Source organism: Gilvibacter sp. SZ-19 (assembly GCF_002163875.1).
GTDB lineage: Bacteria > Bacteroidota > Bacteroidia > Flavobacteriales > Flavobacteriaceae > Gilvibacter.
In genome coordinates, this window is the sequence record NZ_CP019333.1 from 1,434,851 (window position 1) to 1,458,543 (window position 23,693).

Annotated in this window: 16 protein-coding genes and 1 pseudogene; 15 read left to right on the forward strand and 2 right to left on the reverse strand. The window is 44.5% G+C overall.

The genetic code is table 11. The features are described from left to right. Window positions 1–63 precede the first annotated feature (63 nt). The 12 genes and pseudogenes from uvrC (at window position 64) to BTO09_RS06650 (ending at window position 14,524) form a co-directional block, all read left to right on the forward strand. The gene (gene uvrC, locus BTO09_RS06605) at window positions 64–1,860 is read left to right on the forward strand and encodes an excinuclease ABC subunit UvrC (protein ID WP_087524018.1); all 1,797 of its coding nucleotides are present in this window, start codon (window positions 64–66) and stop codon (window positions 1,858–1,860) included. Between the two features lie 3 nt (window positions 1,861–1,863). After that, complete coding sequence (locus tag BTO09_RS06610; protein WP_087524019.1) at window positions 1,864–4,089, forward strand: patatin-like phospholipase family protein; 2,226 nt, start codon at window positions 1,864–1,866, stop codon at window positions 4,087–4,089. A 210-nt stretch (window positions 4,090–4,299) separates the two neighbouring features. Further along, a complete protein-coding gene (locus BTO09_RS14655) occupies window positions 4,300–4,419 on the forward strand; it encodes a hypothetical protein (protein ID WP_369826910.1) in 120 nt (39 codons plus the stop codon). Then, a pseudogene (locus BTO09_RS14660) lies at window positions 4,391–5,050 on the forward strand (homogentisate 1,2-dioxygenase); the annotation flags it as partial. The gene BTO09_RS14655 and the pseudogene BTO09_RS14660, both read left to right, overlap by 29 nt. 105 nt (window positions 5,051–5,155) lie before the next feature. Further along, on the forward strand, window positions 5,156–5,467 hold the full coding sequence (locus BTO09_RS14665) for a homogentisate 1,2-dioxygenase domain-containing protein (protein WP_369826911.1): 312 nt from the start codon (window positions 5,156–5,158) through the stop codon (window positions 5,465–5,467). 100 nt (window positions 5,468–5,567) lie between these two features. After that, entirely contained in the window at window positions 5,568–6,707 is a 1,140-nt protein-coding gene (gene hppD, locus BTO09_RS06620; protein WP_087524021.1) for a 4-hydroxyphenylpyruvate dioxygenase, read from the forward strand. Between the two features lie 103 nt (window positions 6,708–6,810). After that, the gene (locus BTO09_RS06625; protein ID WP_087524022.1) at window positions 6,811–7,587 is read left to right on the forward strand and encodes a DUF3108 domain-containing protein; all 777 of its coding nucleotides are present in this window, start codon (window positions 6,811–6,813) and stop codon (window positions 7,585–7,587) included. A 5-nt stretch (window positions 7,588–7,592) separates the two neighbouring features. Further along, a complete protein-coding gene (locus BTO09_RS06630; RefSeq protein WP_087524023.1) occupies window positions 7,593–8,558 on the forward strand; it encodes a tryptophan 2,3-dioxygenase family protein in 966 nt (321 codons plus the stop codon). Further along, window positions 8,555–9,781 (forward strand): peptidoglycan DD-metalloendopeptidase family protein, encoded by a 1,227-nt coding sequence (locus BTO09_RS06635; protein ID WP_087524024.1) that lies wholly within the window; start codon window positions 8,555–8,557, stop codon window positions 9,779–9,781. Before BTO09_RS06630 ends, BTO09_RS06635 begins: the two co-directional genes overlap by 4 nt. Window positions 9,782–9,954: 173 nt before the next feature. Next, on the forward strand, window positions 9,955–13,206 hold the full coding sequence (locus BTO09_RS06640; RefSeq protein ID WP_087524025.1) for a carboxypeptidase regulatory-like domain-containing protein: 3,252 nt from the start codon (window positions 9,955–9,957) through the stop codon (window positions 13,204–13,206). Between the two features lie 115 nt (window positions 13,207–13,321). After that, window positions 13,322–13,765, forward strand: a complete 444-nt coding sequence (locus BTO09_RS06645; protein ID WP_087524026.1) for a hypothetical protein — start codon at window positions 13,322–13,324, stop codon at window positions 13,763–13,765. Window positions 13,766–14,170: 405 nt separating this feature from the next. Continuing rightward, on the forward strand, window positions 14,171–14,524 hold the full coding sequence (locus BTO09_RS06650; RefSeq protein WP_087524027.1) for a hypothetical protein: 354 nt from the start codon (window positions 14,171–14,173) through the stop codon (window positions 14,522–14,524). Between the two features lie 192 nt (window positions 14,525–14,716). Here BTO09_RS06650 and BTO09_RS06655 read toward each other — a convergent pair whose 3' ends face one another. Continuing rightward, window positions 14,717–15,769: an endonuclease gene (locus BTO09_RS06655; protein ID WP_087524028.1), complete on the reverse strand. Its 1,053-nt coding sequence runs from the start codon at window positions 15,767–15,769 to the stop codon at window positions 14,717–14,719. Between the two features lie 184 nt (window positions 15,770–15,953). Between BTO09_RS06655 and BTO09_RS06660 the strand changes: the two genes are divergently transcribed. The 3 genes from BTO09_RS06660 to BTO09_RS06670 all read left to right on the forward strand — a co-directional run bounded on the left by BTO09_RS06660 (window position 15,954) and on the right by BTO09_RS06670 (window position 21,727). Continuing rightward, entirely contained in the window at window positions 15,954–18,812 is a 2,859-nt protein-coding gene (locus BTO09_RS06660) for a carboxypeptidase-like regulatory domain-containing protein (protein WP_087524029.1), read from the forward strand. 29 nt (window positions 18,813–18,841) lie between these two features. Beyond that, a complete protein-coding gene (locus BTO09_RS06665) occupies window positions 18,842–20,275 on the forward strand; it encodes a DUF5689 domain-containing protein (protein WP_157663448.1) in 1,434 nt (477 codons plus the stop codon). Between the two features lie 126 nt (window positions 20,276–20,401). Then, window positions 20,402–21,727: a S41 family peptidase gene (locus BTO09_RS06670; protein WP_087524031.1), complete on the forward strand. Its 1,326-nt coding sequence runs from the start codon at window positions 20,402–20,404 to the stop codon at window positions 21,725–21,727. 87 nt (window positions 21,728–21,814) lie between these two features. Here BTO09_RS06670 and BTO09_RS06675 read toward each other — a convergent pair whose 3' ends face one another. Continuing rightward, the gene (locus BTO09_RS06675) at window positions 21,815–23,686 is read right to left on the reverse strand and encodes an OmpA family protein (protein WP_087524032.1); all 1,872 of its coding nucleotides are present in this window, start codon (window positions 23,684–23,686) and stop codon (window positions 21,815–21,817) included. Between the last annotated feature and the right edge of the window lie 7 nt (window positions 23,687–23,693).

The following is a 23,693-nucleotide window of genomic DNA, read 5'->3' on the forward strand; positions in this document are numbered from 1 at the left end:
ATTTATGAATAATGCATCCTGAGGTAGCTGTTTTAAATGAGTAACAAGCTGTATCTTTGAGTTGTGGATAAGGCTTCCGTAAAACTTCAGATCGCAACACTTCCAGATGCTCCCGGTGTATATCAGTATTATGACGAGGAGGGAAAACTGTTGTATGTCGGCAAGGCCAAGAACCTTAAAAAACGCGTCTCCTCTTACTTTACCAAGCAACACGACAACGGTCGTATTCGGCTCATGGTCAAAAAGATCGCCAAGATCAAACACATAGTGGTAGCAACCGAAAGCGATGCCCTTCTGCTAGAGAATAATCTGATCAAGAACCAACGGCCGCGCTATAATGTGCTGCTCAGAGACGATAAGACCTATCCGTGGATCTGTATAAAAAACGAGCGTTTCCCTAGAGTTTTCCCCACGCGAAAGGTCATTAAAGATGGGTCCGAATACTTTGGCCCTTACACCAGCATGAAAACAGTGCACACGCTGTTGGATCTTATTAGAGGTTTGTATCCGCTGCGCAATTGTAATTACGACTTGGCGCAACAAAAGATAGACGCCGGCAAGTACAAGGTCTGTTTGGAGTTTCATTTGGGGAACTGTTTGGGGCCTTGTGAAAACAAGTACTCCGAAGAGCAGTACAATCAGAATATCGAAGCCATTCGCGAGATCATAAAAGGGAATTTTAAAGATTCCATTGGGCGTTTTAAACAGCAGATGAAAGCCCATGCCGAAGCCATGGAGTTTGAGGATGCTCAGCGCATTAAAGAAAAGCTCACCGTGCTAGAGAACTACCAGGCCAAATCCACCATAGTGAACCCCAAGATCAACAATGTGGATGTGTGCTCCATAGTTTCGGACGAAAGCTATGGCTATGTGAACTTTTTACAGCTATCCTATGGTTCTATAATCCGGTCGCATACTTTGGAAATGAAGAAGAAGCTCGACGAATCGGATGCGGAACTACTCAGTCTGGCTGTAGTAGAAATGAGGCAGCGATTCAATTCCCAGAGCAAGGAGATCTATCTGCCCTTTAAGCTAGACTTGGGCGACGATATTAAAGTGCATGTTCCCAAAGTGGGCGATAAAAGGCACATTCTAGACCTTTCCATTCGCAATGCCAAATATTACCGAATGGAGCGCTTTAAGCAAACCAAGATCACAGACCCGAATAGGCACGAGAATAGGATCATGGCCCAAATGAAAAAGGACTTACGTCTGTCTGAGGAGCCGCGTCATATCGAATGTTTTGACAACTCCAATATTCAAGGGACCAATCCTGTAGCGGCCTGTGTGGTCTTTAAAAATGGCAAGCCCAGTAAGCGCGATTACCGCAAGTTCAACATCAAGACCGTAGAAGGCCCAGACGATTTCGCCTCTATGGAAGAGGTGGTATACCGCCGCTACAAACGCCTTTTAGAAGAGGAGCAACCCTTGCCACAGCTCATTGTCATTGACGGAGGAAAGGGCCAGCTTTCATCGGCCTTAAAGGCTTTAGAAGCTTTAGATCTAAGGGGCAAGATCGCCATAGTTGGTATTGCCAAACGCTTAGAGGAACTGTTTTTTCCAGACGACCCTATTCCGCTTTACTTAGATAAGAAGTCGGAGACGCTGCGCATTATTCAGCAGCTCCGTAATGAGGCGCACCGCTTTGGAATTACCTTCCACAGAGACAAGCGTAGCAAGGAAGCATTGGAGACCGAATTGGAGACCATTCCCGGAATAGGAGAAAAGACTGTGATCACCTTGTTGCAGCATTTTAAGAGTGCCAAGCGTGTTCGCAACGCAACCTTTGGCGAATTGGAGCAACTTGTAGGTGTAAGCAAGGCCAGTTTGATTGCCAGGCATTTTAATATTACCCCCTGATCCATGCGACTAACCGCTTTACTTTTTGTGTTTTTATTGCTGATGGGAACCGTCTCGAACGCCCAACAGGACACCACTGATGTCAAAGTAGGCTTGGTGCTTAGTGGCGGCGGTGCAAAAGGTTTGGCGCATATAGGAGCCCTAAAAGTTATCGAAGAATCTGGCTTGCGCATCGATTATATTGGTGGTACCAGTATGGGGGCCATTGTTGGAGGTCTTTACGCCTCCGGATACAGTGCCGCTCAGTTAGACTCCATATTTAGAGCCCAAGATTTTGACAAACTCATTCAAGACGAACTCCCGCGAGATGCCCGAACTTTTTACGAGAAAGCGGATGCGGAGAAATACGCTATAACACTACCTTTTGACGGCTTTAAAGTAGGCGTGCCTGCCTCGCTCTCCAAAGGGCAAAACGTATACAATCTGCTTTGGCAGCTCACCCAACATTTGGGTGGTGAAGTTGACTTTAAGGCCATGCCGATTCCGTTCTTTTGTATGGCTACCGATGTGGAAAGGGGAACACCCGTTATGTTGGAATCTGGCTACTTGCCTCGTGCCTTAACGGCCAGTGGGGCGCTGCCATCGCTATTCAGTCCTGTTGAGCTTAATGAAAGAGTGCTCATAGACGGTGGCGTGGTCAATAATTATCCGGTAGACGAACTTCGCGCCAAGGGAATGGATATCATCATCGGGATAGACGTGCAAGACGAACTGCGAGATAGAGAAGAACTAGGGTCGGCCCTAGATATTTTGGTGCAGATAAATAACTTTCGAACCATCCAGGCCATGGAGACCAAGATCCCAAAAACGGACATCTATATCAATCCGGCCATAGACGAATTTACCGTAGTGTCATTCGATCAAGGCTCGGCCATAGTGCAATCTGGAGTAGATGCCGCTTTGGAGCAGCTCGATGCCTTAAATGAACTGGCAAGTAAACAGCAAAAGGCTGCTTTGATCTACAATGTAAAACAGCCCTCGGCCAAGCTAAAGATCAATCAGGTAGATATTAGCGGAAATGATAAATACAGCCGTTCTTATGTGTTGGGTAAACTCAGACTCAGATCGCCTTCAGAGACTAGTTTTGCAAGTTTTAGCGACGGGGTGAATAATCTTATGGCTACCGGGAATTTTCAAGCCATAGATTACGACTTCAACCGCACCGAAGATGATTCCACTAAAGTCTCCATCAGACTTAAAGAAAGCAACAGTAGAATGCTGCTTCGCCTCGGGGCGCATTACGATAACCTGTACAAAAGTGCCGCGTTGGTCAATGTGACCTTTAAAAGGTTGTTGACCAACAATGACATTGCTTCTTTTGACCTTGTTGCGGGCGATAACCTGCGTTATAATTTCGACTATTATGTGGACAAGGGTTATTATTGGAGTATCGGGTTGCGATCTTACCTCAATGAGTTCGAGACCAATGTGGGGCAGGAGTTGTTTCTCAATGACCTGATAGATCCGGGGCAGATCAATCAGTTGGCCTTGGAGTATTTTGAATGGACCAATCAGTTTTATGTGCAAACCCTATTTGGCAATGCCTTTGCATTTGGCGTTGGAGTTGAGCACAAAAAGATGATCCAGTTCAGTGATACCTTTGGGCTCACTCCAGACGATTCCAGAACCTATTTTGACGATACCGATTACGGAAGTTTACTCGGGTTTCTAAAGTTCGATACGCGAGACGATGTGTATTTTCCAACCAAAGGATTTTTCTTTGAAGGGCAAATGAACGTCTATCTCACGGCTTCTGGTCGCAATGATAGATTTGAAGAGTTTTCTATTGCTAAGGCCCGTTTGGGCGGAGCCAAGCGCTTTGGAGATTTCACAATATTTCTCGGCACCGAAGGTGGCTTTAAAGTCGGAGACGATTCTACCCGAGCTTTCGACTTCTTTCTCGGCGGATTTGGTTTTAGACAAACTGGTAATTTAATGCCCTTTGTAGGCTTGGAACCTATGAGCTTTAGAGGCGATACTTACCTAAAAGCAGACTTGCGATTGGACTACGAACTCTTTGCCAATAATCACCTCTTTGGGGTAGTGAACATTGCTAATATTGGCAACAACCTTTTTACCAACAAGGAGTGGATAGACGGTATAGATTACAGCGGATTTGGTCTGGGCTATGGCTTTGAAACCTTTGCCGGGCCCCTGCAACTTATTTACAGTTATTCTCCAGAAATTGCCGAAAGCAATTGGTACGTGTCCCTTGGTTTCTGGTTTTAATGACCTGAATTGAACAGTAGTGGAATTATTCAGGTTCTATAATTGAGATAATCGCTACCGATGGCACGCATATTTTTTCGATATTTGTGTAATGGCACCTAAACGGAATTACAGACTGTTTTTTAAGCTGCGAGCCAGGCTCAAGCGCAATCCTGAATAAGGAATTGTTAGGCCCTTATGGGTATAGCCTGACTATTTTGTAACCTAACAATTCAAACAGATGCCTTTTTATCATTCTTTAGGGAAGATCCCACACAAGCGACACACTCAGTTTCGCAAGCCAGACGGAACGCTTTATGCCGAGCAGCTCTTCGGTACCATTGGTTTTGATGGTATGTCTTCTAATTTATATCACGAGCACAGACCTACACAGGTTAAATCTATTGACAGTCAATACAGCGTTGCCCCAAAGGTGGCACGCGAGAACAATATGCAATCCTTTCGTTTTCACGGGTTCAAAGTACCTCCTACAGCAGACTATCTAGAAAGCCGTAAGATCATTTTGACCAATAGCGATTGCAACATCATTTTGGCGGCACCTACGGAGTCCCAGAAAGACTATTTCTACAAGAACACAGATGCAGACGAACTGATCTTTGTTCACCGAGGAAGCGGGAAACTGCGGACCCATATGGGGAACCTGGATTTCAAATACGGAGACTATCTGCTAGTTCCTCGCGGCATCATTTACAAGATGGATTTCGACACGGACGATAACCGACTTTTCATAGTCGAATCTTATCGACCAATCTACACGCCTAAGCGTTATCGCAATTGGTTTGGGCAACTTTTGGAACATTCGCCTTTCTGTGAGCGTGACATTCGCCGTCCGCAGGAATTGGAAACCTACGATGAAAAAGGCCACTTTTTGATCAAGATCAAAAAACAGGACGACATCTTTGATATGGTATATGCCACGCATCCATTTGATGTGGTGGGTTACGACGGATACAATTATCCTTACGCCTTTTCCATTCACGATTTTGAACCCATAACTGGGCGCATCCACCAACCGCCACCAGTGCATCAGACCTTTGAGACCGATGCCTTTGTGGTGTGTTCCTTTGTGCCTAGACTGTACGATTACCATCCGCAGAGTATACCTGCACCATACAATCACAGCAATATTGACAGCGATGAGGTGTTGTATTATGTAGATGGCGACTTTATGAGCCGCAACGACATAGATGCCGGGCACATTTCTTTGCATCCTGCGGGGATTCCACACGGACCACATCCAGGAGCAACAGAACGCAGCATAGGGCAAGTAAAGACAGACGAATTGGCCGTTATGGTAGACACTTTTAAACCTTTAAAGGTGACCGAAGAAGCGATGAAGATCGCAGACGGCGATTACTTTAAGTCATGGTTGGAGTAAGACATAAGAACATATTGTCAACCCATTGTAGGGCGATGTGGTAAGCTAGTACTGCTTAACCCAATACTTCAATGAACACATCACCCATAAAACAAAAACAATGATTACCGACAATACATCACAAGCATTAGAAAAGATAGTTCCGCAGGCAGACGACTTCTTGCCGCTACTAGGAACAGACTTTGTAGAACTTTATGTGGGCAACGCCAAGCAGGCAGCCTACTATTACGAGCATGCCTGGGGCTTTACCCCAATCGCCTATAGCGGCTTAGAGACTGGAAACAAAGAGACTGTCTCTTATGTGCTACAACAAGACAAGATCCGTTTGGTCTTGACCTCGCCTTTAGGCCCTGGAGGTCCAATTAACAAGCATATTAACGATCATGGCGATGGTGTAAAAGTAGTTGCCCTTTGGGTAGACGATGCCAAAAAGAGCTTTGAAGAGACCGTAAAACGCGGTGCGGAGCCCTATATGGAACCGACAACGCGAGAAGATGCCAACGGCAAAGTGGTCCTTTCTGGTATCCACACCTATGGAGAGACCGTACACGTCTTTGTAGAACGATCTGCTTATGACGGGCCTTTCTTGCCAGGATATAAAGCTTGGGACAAGCCAGTAAAGCCAAAGAGCGTTGGTCTAAAATACATAGACCACATGGTGGGTAATGTTGGCTGGAACGAGATGAACAAATGGTGCGAGTTCTACGCTAAAGTCATGGGCTTTGCGCAATTGGTTTCTTTTGATGATAACGACATCTCTACCGAATATACTGCCCTTATGAGTAAGGTAATGTCTAATGGAAATGGCCGTATTAAATTCCCGATAAACGAACCTGCAGAAGGCCGCAAGAAATCTCAGATCGAAGAGTATATCGACTTTTACAACGGTGCTGGTGTGCAACACATCGCCGTGGCGACGGATAACATCATTGAGACTGTAGGGCAACTGCGTGACAATGGCGTAGAGTTCTTATATGTACCAGAGACCTATTACGACACGGTTTTGGACCGTGTGGGAGAGATAGACGAAGACCTAGAGCCGCTTAAAGAGTTAGGCGTTCTTATTGATAGAGACGACGAGGGATATCTATTGCAGATCTTTACCAAGCCTGTTTTAGATAGACCTACAATGTTCTTTGAGATCATCCAACGCAAAGGAGCTCAGTCTTTTGGAAAAGGAAATTTCAAGGCGCTTTTTGAAGCTATTGAGCGCGAACAAGAAGCCCGTGGAACCTTATAAAAACGCTAAATAATAGTTAAAGGCGGATTTGATCTCCGCCTTTTTCCTACTTTTTGGAATAGAACTTGCAATCCCCACATTAAACACTTAATGCCCACCTACTATGAAACGATTATTAACATTGACCTTATTGCTCGTCTTTAGCGGGCTTATGGGACAAACCAAAAAAGCCTATGGGGATGGCGAATGGTTTCGGTTCCGGATCCACTACGGCCTAATAACTGCGGGTTACGCAACGCTCGAAGTAGATCAGGAGACCTTTAACGGAAAAAGCGTTTACCACGTAAAAGGCGAAGGCCGCACAACGGGCGTGACCAAGCTGTTCTTTAATGTGGAGGATTATTACGAATCTTATATAGACACAGAAAAGGACATTCCATATCGTTTCATTAGAAAGATAGACGAAGGAGGGCATACCAAAGACATTCAGATCGACTTTAACCACGATACCAACAAAGCCTTAGTGTTTAACAGAAAACACAATGAAAAGGAGACTTTGAGTTTTCCTAAGGATGCGCAAGACATGGTCTCGGCCTTTTACTATCTGCGCAATCGTTTGGATGTTTCCAATATGCAGGAAGGCGATGTTACCGAGATGAATATGTTCTTCGATAAAGAGAACTACAAATTCAGATTGAAGTTCCTTTACAGGGAAACACTTAAAACGCGTTTTGGCAAGATTCCTTGTATGGTATTTAGACCCTCGGTTATGGCCGGGCGTGTTTTTAAGGAGCAAGAGAGTTTGACCGTTTGGGTCTCTGACGATGAGAACCGTATTCCGGTGCGGATAAAAGCGAGCTTGGCGGTTGGTAATCTCAAGGCCGATCTGGTAGAATTCAAAGGCTTGAAACACTCTTTTACAATTCAAGTCGAAGACTAGCCCTAATGGACGAAAAACTACAAGACCAACTACAGAAATTACAAGAGAAGTTCAAGAACTCTGGGCAGGATATGAATTCCTATCTAGATGGCTTGCTCTATGACAAGTATTTGACCTATTGGGATTATATCCACCTAGACACGCTTCTGAGTTTACAGATTCCGCGCACCTATTTTCCGGACGAGGAGATCTTTATTGCCTATCACCAGATCACCGAACTGTATTTTAAGCTCATTATTCATGAGCAAAAGCAGATCATTGACGATAAATTGCAACAGGCGGACTTTTTCACCAAGCGTTTGGAACGTATCAATCGTTACTTCAGGATCCTCATTGATTCTTTCGACGTGATGATACGTGGGATGGAAAAGGAGCAGTTCCTAAAGTTTCGCATGTCACTTTTACCCGCCAGTGGATTTCAATCGGCTCAGTACCGCATGATCGAATTCTACAGTACGCCGATGGAGCATTTGGTACATGTGTCCTTGAGAGATCAGTACTCAGAAGCAGATTCCATTGAGGATATGTACGAACAGATCTATTGGAAGCGCGGCGCAACAGACCTAGAAACCCAGAGCAAAACTTTGACCCTAAAACAGTTCGAGTTTCGGTATACCCCGCGCTTTATTCGAATCATGAATGAGGTTAAAGGGCAGACCCTATACCACAAGTATTTGGCCTTGCCGGAATCAGAAAAAAATAATCAAGCGCTTATAAACGAATTGCGAAAATTCGACGTTAACGCTAATGTCAATTGGTTACTCATGCATATGGGTGCGGCATTTAGGTACCTGCACAAAGAAGGGCAAACGGTCTTGGCAACCGGGGGAACCAATTGGAAAGAATTTCTTCCACCAAGTTTTCAGAAAATCCATTATTTTCCTAATCTTTGGAGTCCTGAAGAGAAGGAGAATTGGGGGCGTGAGTGGGTTACTCATGCTTATAACAGCGCAAAAACCAAACAACATTGAAAAGATTACTGTGGCTGAGTGTAGTGCTTGGATTATGCTGGGCCTGTGAAAAGGAGAAACCAGAAGAGGAAGTTGCAACCATCACCGAGGCGCCCAAGATAGAAGAGGCCTACGGATTCATTCTCAACGATTTTAATGTAGTACGCGATACGGTTCGCTTTGGCGACACCTTTGGCGTTATTATGGATAACAACCACGTGCCCGCAGCCAAGGTTTACAGTGCGGTAGAGGCTGTTAAAGACAGTTTTGACGTACGCCGCATAGTGACCGGAAAGCCTTATGTGGTCTTAAATTCCAAGGACAGTCTGAATCAGGCTCAGGTGTTCATTTACGAGAATAACCGCATAGAATATACTGTTGTAGACCTGCGCGATAGCGTGGCAAAAGCTTATCACGGGCGTAAGCCTATCCGTCTGGTGGAGAAGACTGCATACGGAGTCATTACAAGTTCCCTCTCAGAAACTATGGAAGAGCAAAATCTCAGCGCTTCTATGACCGATCGCTTGGCAAATATTTACGCTTGGACCATCAACTTCTTTGCCCTGCAACAAGGAGATCGCTTTAAGGTAGTCTACACAGAACGTTTTATAAACGATACTATCCCAGCCGGAATAGAAGACATAAAAGCCGCCTATTTTGAGCATAAAGGGCGTCCGCTATTGGCGTTTAATTTTGTGGAGGACCCAGACTTGGGAGTTTCGGATTATTACGACGAAGAAGCCAACAACCTGCGTCGGGCCTTTTTAAAATCGCCGATCCGCTTTAATTACAGACTTTCTAGTCGTTATAATCTTAAAAGACGCATTGCCTATTACGGCTACAAGGTGCGGCCACACCGCGGAACTGACTTTGCTGCAGCGGTGGGTACTCCTATCATAGCCACTGCGGATGGGACCGTGATAGAGTCGGCCCGTAGAGGTGGAAACGGTAATTATGTGAAGATCAAGCACAACAGCACTTATATGACGCAATACCTGCACATGAAAAGCCGTAAGGCTAAGGTGGGTGACTACGTGCGTCAGGGTGATGTGATCGGTTGGGTTGGGATGACGGGAAACACCGGTGGCCCTCATGTTTGCTACAGATTCTGGAAGAACGGGCAGCAGGTAGACCCCTTTCTACAAGATTTACCAGCCTCCAAACCCCTTGCAGATTCTCTCAAGCCTCAGTACTTTGAGTATATCGCTCCGCTTAAGGAGAAGCTGGATTGTATTATTTTTTAGGAATTTCTTAAAAAACGGTTAATAATTATCTGATAGATAATGTATTCTATCAGATTTTCTACGGTATTAAGCTGTATATTAAGAAAGTATTAAAAAGTGCCAATTTAACCATAAGGTAATGTTAAAATACAGCACTTAGTAATACTTTTGTACCAATCAAAATTAACTGTTTTATGAGAAAAATTACTTTCTATTTAACCGTGGCTTGTTTGTTACTCGGCGCTAGTGCATTTGCGCAAGGGGTAACTACGGGGGGCATGAACGGTCGTGTCCTTGACAACAACGCCGAACCTCTTCTAGGGGCTAATGTGGTTGCTGTCCACACGCCAACTGGAACGACTTATGGTGCGATAACCGATTTCGACGGTTTTTATCGTATCTCAAACATGAGAGCTGGTGGTCCTTACACCGTGACCATCTCTTACGTTGGATTTGAAGACTTTGTTAGAAATGGAGTGTTCTTACAACTGGGTAACTCTCAAAAAATTAGTGTTAACCTTTCTGAATCTACCAATGCGCTAGATGAAGTATTGATCGTTGCACAGCGAAACAATGTTTTCGATTCAAAGAAAACAGGAACAGAAACTACAGTGTCGTCTAGAGACATCGCAACACTACCTGCAGTTACTCGTTCTATCGCTGACTTTGCGCGTATTACTCCTCAAGCTCAGCTTACCGAAGGTAACGACGGATTCTCTATCTCACTTGCTGGTCAGAACAACCGTTACAACGCGATCTACATTGATGGTGCTGTAAACAACGATGTGTTCGGTCTTGCAGGTTCAGGTACCAATGGTGGACAAACTGGAGTAAACCCATTCTCTGTGGATGCGGTAGAAACTTTCCAGATCAACATTGCGCCGTTTGACGTGCGTCAGTCTGGATTCTCTGGTGGGTCTATCAACGCTATTACGCGTTCTGGTACTAATGAGGTAGAAGGGTCAGCTTATTTCTACCTGCGTAATCAAGGTCTTGCTGGAAAAACTCCAACAGGTCTTGTTGACGAAGGTGAGGCTCGCGAAAAGCTTGATGATTTCTCAGCTAAGCTTTACGGGGTACGTGTAGGAGGTCCTATCATTAAGGACAAACTATTCTACTTCATTAACTACGAGCGTCAGGATGAGGAAACTCCTCAGCCATTCAACTTTAGCCAGTACGAAGGGCGTTCTTCTTTAGAAGACATCAACAACCTGGTTAACTTCTTGCGTTCTACTTACGGGTACGACCCAGGAATCTTTAATGCGAACACGCGTACACTAGTTAGTGACAAGATCACTGCCAAGTTAGACTACAACTTGAACAACGCTAACAAATTCACCTTGCGTCACTCTTACGTAAAAGGAGACAACTTGGAGGCGCGTAACTCTAACCCATTCAACATTGGATTCATCAACGGTTCTGAGTCTTTCTTGACTACGACCAACTCCACTGCTTTCGAATGGCGTTATTCTGGTACCAACGTAGCGAACAACCTTGTTATTGGTTACACCACTGTACGTGATGACCGTGACCCTGCAGGTTCTCCTTTCCCTACTGTTGATATCCAAGACGGAAACGGAACTATCTCTTTCGGAGCTGAGCCGTTCTCTACTGCTAACTTGTTAGATCAAGATGTACTTACTATCAACAACAACTTTGAGATCTATTCCGGACGTCACACCATTACCTTGGGTGCGAACTTCGAATATGCTAAAGTGAAGAACCTTTTCTTCGCCTTTAACTTTGGTGACTATACTTTCGAAGATCAATTTGACGACAACGGAGTATTGGTATCTAGCGGTTTGAATCAGTTCCTTACTGGTCAGCAAGCTGACGTATACCAGCACGGTTATTCTCTATTGGGTAACGGAGTTGTTGGTGATGAGTCTGCTGGTGCTTCTGAATTCACAGCTTCACAGCTAGGATTCTACGCTCAAGATGACTTCCAAGCTACAGATGACTTGAAAGTTACTTTCGGTCTTCGTGTTGATATTCCTTACTGGGAAGACGGTTTGGCTAACGATGACTTCAACAACCGTACTGTTGGCTTGCTAGAAGCTGCCGGTAAAGACCTTAAAGGTGCTCGTGTTGGACAGTCTATCAATGCTAACCCATTGTTCGCTCCACGTCTAGGTTTCAACTGGGACGTAAATGGAGAGAGCAAAACTCAGATCCGTGGTGGTATGGGAGTATTTACTTCTAGACTTCCATTGGTATGGCCAGGTGGTACTTACAACAACAACGGTATCACTGGTGGATTCAACTTTGAGTTCGGTCAGGACTTTGAGCCAGACGTGAACAACCAGTTCGAAGATCCAGCTCCAGGTTCTGGAGGTGTAGGAGGTAACGTAGACCTTATTGCTGCTAACTTCAAATTGCCACAGGTAATGAAGTATAACATCGCAGTAGACCAGAAACTTCCTTTCTGGGGTCTTATCGCTTCTGCGGACTTCTTGTATACTGATGTTATCAATGACATCTTGTATCAGAACTTGAACCTAAAAGGCCCAACAGGTGCTTTGAACGGTGCTGATACGCGTCCAACATATAGCCGTAGTGATGAGATCGACCCAACTTACGGGCGTATCATCCTTGCTTCTAACACAACTCTTGGACACGCTTACAATGTTACTGCAACTATCCGTAAGCCATTCGAGAACGGATTCCAAGGACAAGTGTCTTGGTCTTATGGAGATTCCTTCAAAGTATTTGACGGAACATCTTCTCAGAACTCTTCTCAGTGGAGAAACCGTCAGACTGTAAACGGTAAGAACGCTGATCTTGGAGTAGATGCTCGTTCAGACTTCTCTCTAGGACACCGTATTACTTCTAACGCCTCTTACGAGATCTCTTGGAATGAGAACCTTAAGACTACTTTCGGATTCTTCTACGAAGGTGTTCAAGGAAACCCATTCAGCTATGTATACCGTGAAGGTCGCGACATCTTAAACGATGACTCTCGTGACAACGCACTTATCTACGTACCAGCTAACCAAGGTGAGATCAACCTAGTAGACCAATCAGATAACGGTGGTCTTACTAGCGCTGAACAGTGGGCAGCTCTTGATGCATTTATCGAGGGTGACGACTACTTGCGTTCTCGCAGAGGTCAGTACGCAGAGCGTAACGGTGACCGCGGACCATGGAGCCACGTAATTGACTTCAAAGTACTACAAGACTTTAGCTTGAAGATCGGAAATACCAAGCACACCTTCCAGGCGTCTTTGGATATCTTCAACTTCACTAACTTGTTGAACAAAGACTGGGGTCAGCGTAACTTCGTTCCTGGAAACGTAGGACTTCTAAGAACAGTAACTGCAGGGCCAAACCCAGCCTTTACTTTCGATCCTACTCAGTTCGAAGATGGCGTACGTGTAATTGACGATTTCGGACTACAGTCATCAAGATGGCAAATGCAAGTTGGATTGCGTTACCTATTCAACTAATTCGAATAGCTTAGGCAAAACAGCTTAAACAAATATTTAACCCTGCAGTAGAACACAGTTCACTGCAGGGTTATTTTTTTATGTCTTACCTTTGTTTAAACAACTTCATTTAACCATGTATACCACCGTTCAGTTTTTGCATTCGTATTGGGCCTATTTGGTCGTTCTTGTTGTCTTTTTGGCCACCTTCAATGCCTTGCTAGGCTTTTTTAGCAAGCGTGACTATGGCGCCAAGGATTTCCGCATTTCTTTGTTCGCGCTTATAGTGACGCACATACAACTCCTGATCGGCTTGGTGCTTTATTTCGTTTCTCCGCTAGGATTCCAATCCATTAGCGCCAACGGTATGGGCACAGTTATGAAAGACTCTGTACTGCGGTTAAATGCCGTGGAGCATCCAACGGTAATGTTGATCGTTGTTGTTCTAATCACCATTGGCTACTCCAAGCACAAGAAGAAATTGGTTTCCAGACCTAAGTTCAAGACCTTGATGATCTTTTATACCCTTGCGTTTGTGCTTTTATTGAGCCGTATTCCTTGGGGGCAGTGGTTTGATTAAGCTTATGGCGCATGCTGCTGCGCAGCACCGGGCTTTCCACACTACACGGTAGTTTGTTGCAATCCCTTGCGCGGGGAGTAAAGAATCATTAACAATCACACTCTAGCTTTTACTTTCAAGGACAAGTCCTTGCACCTTCTTTCACACTTTTTTCCATCGATGAAACTACTGAAGAAGCAATGTCCAGTGGACATTGAGATTCAAGTACGGCAAAAAAATCTAGCGACGCTCGCTCGGCTTTGAAAACCTAGCTACCCTCAGCCACAGATTCATTGAAAGCTCCTGAGCCTCACGGCTCAGATCGGCACAATGAATCTCAAGCCCAACTGCTGCTAGCTGGTTTTCTACAGCCTCGCTCGGAGTCGCGAGAAAAAACTATTTTTAGTTCAATATTCAATTAGTTGAATGAGTCATAGAATAAAAATTCATGAATCTGGTGTAATTGTAAAAATCCAGCCTGGGATTTATAGAGTCTATGCATTGGGAGGGTGGAAAGTACGTCTTGGAGCTTTCTCGATGTCGATAATAGATCAAAAGACGGGGAATGAGATCAATTCAAAACAAGTTAAGTTTGGAGTGCAAGACCGTCGACATGGAGTCAGGGTAAAGCAAATTGCAACATTAAGTGTACCCGAATGGCGCGACTATGAAGTAAGATTTCATAATCCAAGTGATCTTCAAGTTTATCATGCAATATTCTTTCCTGGTTTATTTGAAAAAATTTTAGATAATAAACAGCTAGAGATTAGCTTCGGCTAAACCTGCTTTCTCGCTCTTTTATTACGGCGATTGCGATGATACCTTCCGTTTCTGGTAAAGAAGGTCACAAAACCCCAAATCAGGCAAATAACGCCTATTAAAACGAGGATGTCTTTAGCTTCTGAAGGAATATTCATAGCCTTAAGATACGAATTATCCTTATAAGCTACGAAATATCAGTTAGTTGTGTATTTAGTCTATTTCCTTAATCAGGTAGACCAAAACCGGAAAGTGATCCGAATAGCCTCCTGTAAAGCCACCATTAGCAAAGGAACGGTACGGATAGCCTTTATAGCGACCCCTTGGATTAGAAAGGTAGGCTTTGTTGTAGATCTCAGCCTTGTAGTAGCGGTAGCTGCTGTAGTCCTCTTCTAAAAGCGCATCAGACAAAATGATCTGATCAAAAAGGTTCCAGCCATCGCGGTAGGCTAAAGTTCCCAGCCCCTTTTTAAACATGGCTTCCATGGGGTTGTATAACTCCTTTGGGCCAACCTTGTCCTTATCTGCTTTAGCGCCTAGGGTTTTCTTTACACTTTTGTTCGTTGGGTCGTCGTTAAGGTCGCCCATGGTGATGATCTTAGCATAAGGGTCTGCACTGTGCAAGGAGTCGATAATGCTCTTGTTAAGCTCTGCAGCTTGTACACGCTTGTAGCGACTGCGCGCTTCTCCTCCGGAGCGAGATGGCCAGTGATTTACAATAACGTGGATCAGGTCTCCGTCTAACATTCCAGAAACTACCAATTGATCACGCGTGTAAACACGTTTGTCACGGTCGTCGTTGTCGTAGATAAGCAGTGGTTTTGCTTCGTAATTTGTTGGAGTAAATAAGGCCTTTTGATATAATAAGGCCACATCGATCCCACGGCGGTCTGGCGAATCGAACTGAATGATCCCGTAGTCATAAGGCAACAATTCCGGCTGATTGACCAAGTCTTCTAAGACTTTGCGGTTCTCTGTTTCTGCCACTCCAATTAGCGCTGGCGCTGTACCCGTTACATCGCGGCCCACATCGGCAATAACCTTGGCCATATTGGCAAGCTTTGCTGCGTAGATCTCTTCGGTCCAGTGATCGCGTCCTTCAGGAGTTCTGTCGTCGTCAAATGTGATGGGATCATCTTCGGTATCGAAGAGGTTCTCTACATTGTAAAAAGCAATGGCGTTTACTTTATAGGATTTTTGTCCTTGCGCAAAAACTGCTGTTGAAATCAAGCATAGAAGGCCAAAAACAAGAGATCTGATATTCATATCAAGCTGCAATATTATATTTATGTAAATGGGTAAACAAAACCTGGGCCAAAAGTAGTTATTCTCTGTAAAAGACGTAGTTTTGTGGGCCATTAATTAACTATTTAATAATCGAACTTATTCAAGCTTTTTCTACATTCAAAAGAAAGACAGAATAAGTTCATCAATTCAACTACTAAACAGCATGAAGAAATTCTTTGCCAGCTTGTTTCTTGTTTTGATCTGCGGATTCGCTACAGCTCAAACACAGGTTACAGGTGTTGTTGTTGATACCGATTCCAGTGAGCCTATCAATGAGGTTCGGGTTCTTATCAAAGGAACTACTCTGGGAGATCTGACCGATGCATCGGGAAGTTTTGCGATCAACGATCCGGAACTCCCACTAGGTGAACAGGTCTTGGTGGTATCTAAAACAGGGTACATTACCCAGCAATTGCCTATTACTATCCAAAGTGGGCAAACCGTAAACATCGATCGTATTTTAATGGAGATTGACCTTACCGAGGTCGAAGCTCAGATTGGGATCATCAGTCTTTCTGACAACCAATTGGACGATGAAAGCAGCTCTGCTTACAACATCTCCGGGCTTTTGCAAGCTTCTAACGACGTGTTTTTGAACGCAGCAGCCTTTGATTTCAGTGCTACTTTCTTTAGACCACGCGGTTATGACAACGCGAACGGAAAGGTACTGATCAACGGTATTGAAATGAATAAACAATTCAACGGTCGCCCGCAGTGGTCAAACTGGGGAGGTCTTAACGACGCTCAGCGCAACCGTGAATTTACCATGGGAATCAAAGCCAATGAATACCAATTTGGTGATTTGGCTGGGGTTAACAATATTGTGATGCGCGCCAGTCAGTACAGACAAGGTGGTCGTGTATCTTATGCCATGGCCAACAGATCTTATGCAGGTCGTGTAATGGGCTCATACAACAGTGGTGTGAACCAGAACGGATGGGCATACAGCATTTTGTTGTCTCGTAGATTTGGTGATGAAGGATACATTCACGGTACTCTATACGATGCCAATTCCTTTTTTGCATCCGTAGAGAAAAAGATCAACGACAACCACAGTTTGAACTTCTCTGCTTTGTATACGCCAAACCGCAGAGGACGTTCGGCTCCATTGACCCAAGAGATCCGCGATCTGAAAGGGATCCGTTACAACCCGAACTGGGGTGATTTGAACGGAGAGCGTCGCAACAGTCGCGAGCGCGAGATCGAAGAGCCGGTGATCATGTTGAACCACTACTGGAACATAGGTGAGAATACCACCTTGAACACTAACCTTGCTTATCAGTTCGGAAAGATCGGGAACACTCGAATCGACAACGGAGGTACACGTTTGGTTGAGTTCAATGGGCAAGAAGCGTATTTAGGTGGTGCTCGTAACCCGAACGCAGATTACTACCAAAACCTACCGAGTTTCTTTTTACAAGATGCTAGTCCTACCGCTCAAGACTTTCAAAATGCCTTTTTGGCCCGTCAGAGTTTTGTGAACGGAGGTCAACTGGACTGGGTAGCCTTGTATCGCGCTAACGAGATCTCTGTAGCCAACGGTGGAAACGCTATTTATGTGTTGCAAGAAGATCGCACAGACGATACACAGTTTACCGCCAACACTATTTTGAGCACGCAGCTTACAGAGAATATCACTTTGAACGGATCTTTGAACTACAGAAACTTAAAGAGTGAGAACTTTGCTGCAGTAAAAGACCTTTTAGGTGCTAATGGGTATTTAGATGTAGACTTCTTTGCCGGAGACGATTCTAACACAGACATTGGCTTAAGAGCGCAGTCAGACTTGAGAAATCCAAACCGTTTGGCAGGTCTTGGAGATCGTTATAAGTACAACTATGAGATCAACGCCGATGTGATCACAGGATTCGCTCAGGCGCAGTTCAAATACAATAAAGTAGATTTCTTTGTCGGAGCTAATATTGGTTCTACAAGCTACCAACGTACCGGACTGTTCGAAAACGGAAACTACCCTGGAGCCAGCTCTTTTGGCGACAGCGAAAAGGTGAACTTTAGCACTTACGGTATTAAAGGTGGAATGACCTACAAAGTAACAGGACGTCACTTGATCGACCTGAATGGAGCTTACTTTACCAACGCGCCTAGCATCAGAAATACTTTTGCTAATGCACGTCAGAACAATATCGTTTCTGCAGGAATCGAAGAGGTGAAGATCCAAACGGCAGACTTGAGCTACATTTACCGCTCACCTATCGTAAAAGGACGTATCACCGGATTCTACACTCAAGTACAAGACGGATCTGACATTGGGTTCTTCTTTACCGAGAATCAGTTTGGGGCCACTTCTTCTGCCTTTACGCAAGAAGTTACAACGGGGATCGATCAACGCCACTTAGGTGTGGAGATGGGAGTTGAAGCTCAACTTACCCCAACTATCAAAGTAAAGGCGGCTGCCTCTGTAGGCCAGTACATCTTTACCAACAACCCTAATGTATCTTACTACAGTGATGACTTTATCGATCCTAATACCGGATTGCCATCTTTGGAGCCATTCACTATTGGAGACGGCACTGCCAAGCTTAAGAACTACCACGTAGCTGGTGGTCCGGAGCGCGCTTACCAGATCGGTTTCGAATACCGCGACCCAGATTTCTGGTGGGTAGGACTTACTACCAACTACTTCAGCAATGCTTATGTAGATGCTAGTACGCTTCGCAGAACAGATGCATTTACTCAAGATGTAGACGGATTGACCTTTAACGATTACGACCCGGAAGTAGCACGCGGTTTGTTGCAACAAGAACAACTAGACGATTACTTCTTGGTTAACGTTGTGGGAGGTAAGTCATGGAAGATAGGAGACTACTTTGTAGGTTTCTTTGCAACCATTAACAACGTCTTGGATCAGCAATATGTTACCGGTGGATTTGAGCAGTCACGACTTGCCAACTACCGCGATGTACTAGACGATCAAAACAATACAGGAGGTCCTGTATTCGGGAACCGCTACTTCTTTGGTAACGGTACGACATACTATGTCAACTTATATTTACGATTTTAATAGCTTTTAAAAAATTAATCATGAAAATCATGAATCTATATAAACTAATGGCCGTGCTACTTTTTGTAGCCGTAGGATTCTCCTGTGTTCAGGACGATGAATTTGACCTGCCTAACACCACTGTAGACATTGTAGAGGTAGAAGGTAATGTGATCACGATAGATGCCCTTCGCGGTATCTTTGAGCAGGCTGTTGCCGATGGCGATAGCGAAGTAACTTTTACTGCAGAGGACAACTTGGTGGTAGAAGGATATGTAGTATCTAGCGACGAAGGTGGAAACTGGTTCGAGGAGATCGTTATTCAAGACAAGGCAGAGAACCCAACAACTGGTGTTAAGGTGTTGGTAGACGTAAACCCATTGTTTACGCGTTTCGAGAAAGGTCGTAAGATCTTAGTTAAACTAGACGGATTGACTGTAGCAGTTACTAACGGAGTACTTGGTCTAGGTTTAGGCGGAGGAGACTTCATCGACAAGTTGCCTCCATCTGTATTGGTTGGTGAAGGATCTGATGAGAACCTTTGGAGAATCTTTAGAACAGATGAGGTTGCTACTATCGTGCCTCGCGAGACCACTTTGGCAGAGATCAGCGCTTCTGGTGGTGATTCAGCCTTAGAGAACGTTTACATTCGTATTAGCGATGTACAGTTCAACAGAAATGACGTACTAGGTGAAAACCCATTGACCTTTGCTGCGGAGCCAACAGACGAATTTGACGGCGATCGTACCCTAGAGGGTTGCGAAGGTGGTTCTATCATAGTTCAGACTTCTACTTTTGCAGACTTTAAAGCACTTTTGTTGCCAAACGGACGTGGAGCTATAGACGGGATCCTATCTCGTGATTTCTTTGACGATTTCTTCACTATGGTGATCAACGAGCCAGCAGATATTGCCTTTGGCGATGTATCTGAGCGTTGTGATCCTGATTTCACAGCTTGTACCGGGCCTTCTGGTGGAGGTTCAGCTTTCTTTAGCGAAGACTTTGAAGGAATTGGTAGCCTTGCAGACCTTGTTTCTGCCGGATGGACCAATGTAAACACTGTAGGTGGAAGCACCGAGTGGGTATTAGGTACTTTTAGCGGAAACAGCTACGCACAGATCACTGCATTCTCTAGTGGAGAAGACACTATCGAGTCCTGGTTGGTAACTCCAGGTATCGATATGGATGGAACTACTGCAGAAGAGCTTATGTTCGACGTACAAGCTAACTTTGACAACGGAACTGTACTTAGCGTACTTTTCTCTACTAACTTCACCGGAGATCCAACTACTGCAGATTGGAACTTATTGGATGCAACTATCCCGGTAGGTCCTTCTAGTGGATTCGGAACTTTTGAAGCTGTAGGTCCTGTAAATGTTTCTTGTTTAGAAGGAACAGTACACTTTGCATTCTTATACACCGGATCTGAATCTGGTGCATCTACGCGTTATCACGTAGATAATGTAGAGGTGACTGGAATCTAAGAACGATTTTATATACACTTTAAAAACCCTGCACTTCGGTGTGGGGTTTTTTTATGCTAAAATTGCAGTGAACATATTGGGTTGCAGCATATAAGGAAATAAGCCGTTAGCATAATAAACCATCTAATGCGATCCTATATTTTATTGATTTGCTGCCTCTTATCGAGTTTATCTCAGGCGCAAATACCCAATGAGCTTTCTGCGGAAGACAAAGTTTACGGGCTTTCCAAGTTTTGGCAAGAGGTCAACTTTAGCTATATCTATTACGATCAGATAGACCAACTGAAGTGGAATGCTCTTTTTAAACAATACATCTCAGAAGTCCAGCAAACCGAAAATGACTATCAATACTACAGGCTGATACAGAAGTTCTCGGCTTATTTAGAAGACGGTCATACCGATGTTTGGTTGCCCAAGTATTTACGCCAGAACATATTCAATGGCGAGTTTGGCGACTATCATTTTTACTTGAAAAATTTCTCAGGGCGAGCCATTGTAAGCCGAGTGAACAAGAGTAAAAGTGGCGAAATTCCAGTGGGGTCAGAGATCATTGCCATAAATGATATCCCTGTGGCAAAGTATATGAAAGAATTTGTGGAGCCTTACGTTTCTTCGTCCACAGCTCATGTGCGAGAAGATAGGGCTGTGGAGTATTTGCTAGAAGCCTATCAAGGCACAAAATTCAAGTTGACGTTTCGATTACCTTCTGGACTCGAAAAAGAGTTAAACCTTAGTGTTGCAGCCTGCGCTGAGGATTCTTTTGTGCCGGCCAAAGAACCTTTTAAATTGGTAGATCTCAATTGGCAAGCCAATGATATTGCGGTACTTTCCATTAATTCCTTTAACACCTGGGATACCTTTAGTGAATTCAAAGAAAAACTCCCTGAATTGCAAAAGGCAAAAGGGCTCATTATTGATCTTAGAGAGAACGGAGGAGGAAACTCTGGTGTTGCTAAGGTGGTGCTACATTATTTGACCAAGGATACTATCTTTTATGGTCCTCGTTCGCAAAGTCGCAAGTATATCCCAACTTTAAAGGCCTGGAACCAGAGTGAATATTATCACGATTTCCCATACCGTCCAGATACTTTGGGTATAGGTGATAGGAATTTGCTAAAAGGAAAACGCGTGGTGGTTCCTACGGCGGTTCTGATTGGCCATGGAACAGCTTCCGCAGCAGAAGATTTCCTGATCTATTCTCACGAAATGGACCACATGATAAAAATAGGGGAGCCTACCTACGGCAGTACGGGTATGCCATTAATGTTTCAGATGCCGGGCGGTGGTGTGGCAAGGGTCTGCACAAAAAAAGACACCTATCCGGACGGAACTGTTTTTGTTGGAGTAGGTATACAACCCGACATTGAAGTGTCTCTAGATCTAGAAGATTTCCTTGCCGATCGTGACTCTGTTTTACAACAAGCACTAAACTATCTGAACAATAAGCTATAAGACTAAAAAACCCTCCGAAGCGCAATGCAACGGAGGGTTCACTTGGTTGGTTAGTTACTTGTCTTTTCCAAGCAATTTTTAAGCTTTCTAACGCTCAACTATGATAAAGTCAGAGCGACGGTTTTGCTGATGTTGTTCGTCTGTACATCCGCCTGAACAATCCACTAATGGATCGGTCTTACCTTTACCAATTCCGCTAATTCGGTTGGCGTCAATTCCTTTGGAGATCACGTATTGGACCGTAGACTGTGCTCTGCGTTCAGAGAGCTGCATATTGTAACGGTTACCACCGCGGTTGTCGGTGTGACTTTCAACACGGATCACCATAGTTGGGTATTTTTTCATCACCTGAACCAGTTTGTCTAGTTCAAAAGCAGCCTGCGGCTTGATGTTAGACTTATCGAAGTCGAAGAAGATTGGTTCTAGTACCACACGATCTTCTTGAATGATCTCTTCTATAGGATCTAAACCAATGCGCACAGCTAATGGACCATCTTCAGAAGAACTCGCTACGGCAGTACCGCTTTCGTAGTCTTCTTTTTCTGCGGTCAAGGTGTAGTTCACATCACACTCGCCCATAAATTCAACTTGCCCACGATCGTTGGTCATCTTAGTGCCCAAACGATTGCGACTGCTGTCGTAAATATCAACCTTAGCATTTGTTATAACTGATCCCGTTACATTGTCAACAACGCTAACTACCATGTTCACATCGCAAGGAGGAATTCCAGCTACCTGATAGATATCGTCACTTCCTTTACCGCCTGCGCGATCCGAAGAAACAAATCCACTCATGCTTGCCTCGTCATACATAAAGGCAAAGTCGTCACCACCACTGTTTACAGGAACCCCCAAGTTGGTCACCGATCCGCCTTCTGATTTGAAAACGTCTAAACCACCAAGACCAGGATGTCCATCACTAGAGAAGAATAGAACTCCAGAGTCAGTTACATGAGGGAAAACTTCTTTTCCTTCGGTGTTAACAGCCTCAACGTTCTGTGGCGCTCCGTAGCTACCGTCGGCATTAACACTTACCATGTAAATATCGGCCATACCCTTACCACCTGGCATATCAGACACAAAATAAAGTGTCTTGCCATCTTTACTCAAGGCAGGATGTCCGGTAGAATATTCGCTGCTGTTAAACGGAAGTGGCTTTACGTCAACCCACTTACCATTTACCAATTCTGCGGAGTACAGATTCAGTTGGTTTACACCATCTTCGTCTTTTTTGTACTTTCCTTTATAGTAGTTGTTTCTGTCAAAATAGATGCGGTTCCCATCGGCAGAGAAGGCAACAGTTCCTTCGTGGAACTTGGTGTTAACATCGCCAGGGATCAATTCTGCGGAGCCAATAGTTCCATCGGTCCAGTTGGCAGCGTAAATGTCTAAGAATGGCTGGTCGTTCCACCCGTAGTCTCTTCTGCTCGTATTTCTGGCAGAGGAGAAGAACATAGTGTTGCCACTCATGGTTCCACCAAATTCCGAAAATTCGGAGTTGATATCTCCAGCGTTCTCTACAGTGTACTGCGGAGTGCTGTTAAGCAGTCCAGGAATGTAGTTCGGGTTCTTCATGAACTCAACAGCGCGTTTGTCTCTTGGCTTCATGCCCGCAAACTTTTTCATCGCGTCGTTTGAAGCTGCAAAATCACCATTGGCCTTTAAACTCTGGGCGTAGTTATAAACGGCTTCAGCATTCACATCGCTATCGTCCATAAGACGCTTGTAGTATGTGGCCGCTTTTTCTGTGTCATTAATGTTGTAATAGCTGTTTGCCAAACGTTCGTAAACGTAAGAATCAGCTTTTCCGCGAGCTATAAGACGCTCGTAGTCTTCAATTGCTTCGGTATACTCCAAGCGATCGTAATGCTTGTCGGCTGCCTTGGTATCTCTGTTCTGAGCAGTCAAGCTGGCCGTGCTAACCGTTAGTGCGAATATAAAGAGGTATATTTTTTTCATGTTCTTC

Bases quoted from the DNA above. Each gene is read 5' to 3' on its own strand.
- BTO09_RS06610 (WP_087524019.1), top strand. From the start codon at position 1,864: ATGCGACTAACCGCTTTACTTTTTGTGTTTTTATTGCTGATGGGAACC.
- hppD (WP_087524021.1), top strand. From the start codon at position 5,568: ATGATTACCGACAATACATCACAAGCATTAGAAAAGATAGTTCCGCAG.
- BTO09_RS06625 (WP_087524022.1), top strand. From the start codon at position 6,811: ATGAAACGATTATTAACATTGACCTTATTGCTCGTCTTTAGCGGGCTT.
- BTO09_RS06630 (WP_087524023.1), top strand. From the start codon at position 7,593: ATGGACGAAAAACTACAAGACCAACTACAGAAATTACAAGAGAAGTTC.
- BTO09_RS06640 (WP_087524025.1), top strand. From the start codon at position 9,955: ATGAGAAAAATTACTTTCTATTTAACCGTGGCTTGTTTGTTACTCGGC.
- BTO09_RS06645 (WP_087524026.1), top strand. From the start codon at position 13,322: ATGTATACCACCGTTCAGTTTTTGCATTCGTATTGGGCCTATTTGGTC.
- BTO09_RS06650 (WP_087524027.1), top strand. From the start codon at position 14,171: ATGAGTCATAGAATAAAAATTCATGAATCTGGTGTAATTGTAAAAATC.
- BTO09_RS06655 (WP_087524028.1), bottom strand. From the start codon at position 15,769: ATGAATATCAGATCTCTTGTTTTTGGCCTTCTATGCTTGATTTCAACA.
- BTO09_RS06660 (WP_087524029.1), top strand. From the start codon at position 15,954: ATGAAGAAATTCTTTGCCAGCTTGTTTCTTGTTTTGATCTGCGGATTC.
- BTO09_RS06665 (WP_157663448.1), top strand. From the start codon at position 18,842: ATGAATCTATATAAACTAATGGCCGTGCTACTTTTTGTAGCCGTAGGA.
- BTO09_RS06670 (WP_087524031.1), top strand. From the start codon at position 20,402: ATGCGATCCTATATTTTATTGATTTGCTGCCTCTTATCGAGTTTATCT.
- BTO09_RS06675 (WP_087524032.1), bottom strand. From the start codon at position 23,686: ATGAAAAAAATATACCTCTTTATATTCGCACTAACGGTTAGCACGGCC.